Raw genomic sequence first — 617 nt, forward strand, 5'->3', positions numbered from 1 at the left:
GCTTCAAAGGCTCCCACCTATCCTGTACAGATCGTACCCAAATTCAATATCAAGCTGCAGTAAAGCTCCATGGGGTCTTTCCGTCTTGTCGCGGGTAACCTGCATCTTCACAGGTATTAAAATTTCACCGGATCTCTCGTTGAGACAGCGCCCAAGTCGTTACGCCATTCGTGCGGGTCAGAATTTACCTGACAAGGAATTTCGCTACCTTAGGACCGTTATAGTTACGGCCGCCGTTTACTGGGGCTTCGGTTCACAGCTTCGGATTGCTCCTAACCACTCCCCTTAACCTTCCAGCACCGGGCAGGCGTCAGCCCGTATACTTCGCCTTACGGCTTCGCACAGACCTGTGTTTTTGCTAAACAGTCGCTTGGGCCTTTTCACTGCGGCCCCCTCGTGCTATTCACACTACCGGGGCACCCCTTCTCCCGAAGTTACGGGGTCATTTTGCCGAGTTCCTTAACGAGAGTTCTTCCGCGCGCCTTAGAATACTCTTCTCGCCTACCTGTGTCGGTTTGCGGTACGGGCACCTTCACCTGGCTAGAGGCTTTTCTTGGCAGTGTGAGATCATGACCTTCGCTACTACAATTTTCGCTCCCCATCACAGCTCAGCCTTA

General features: G+C 52.8%; 1 rRNA gene. It reads right to left on the reverse strand.

The features are described from left to right. Window positions 1–617: ribosomal RNA gene (locus ACTHPG_RS28175) — 23S ribosomal RNA — on the reverse strand; the annotation flags it as partial.

It is taken from the genome of Paenibacillus sp. SAF-068, assembly GCF_051967555.1.
Taxonomy (GTDB): domain Bacteria; phylum Bacillota; class Bacilli; order Paenibacillales; family Paenibacillaceae; genus Paenibacillus.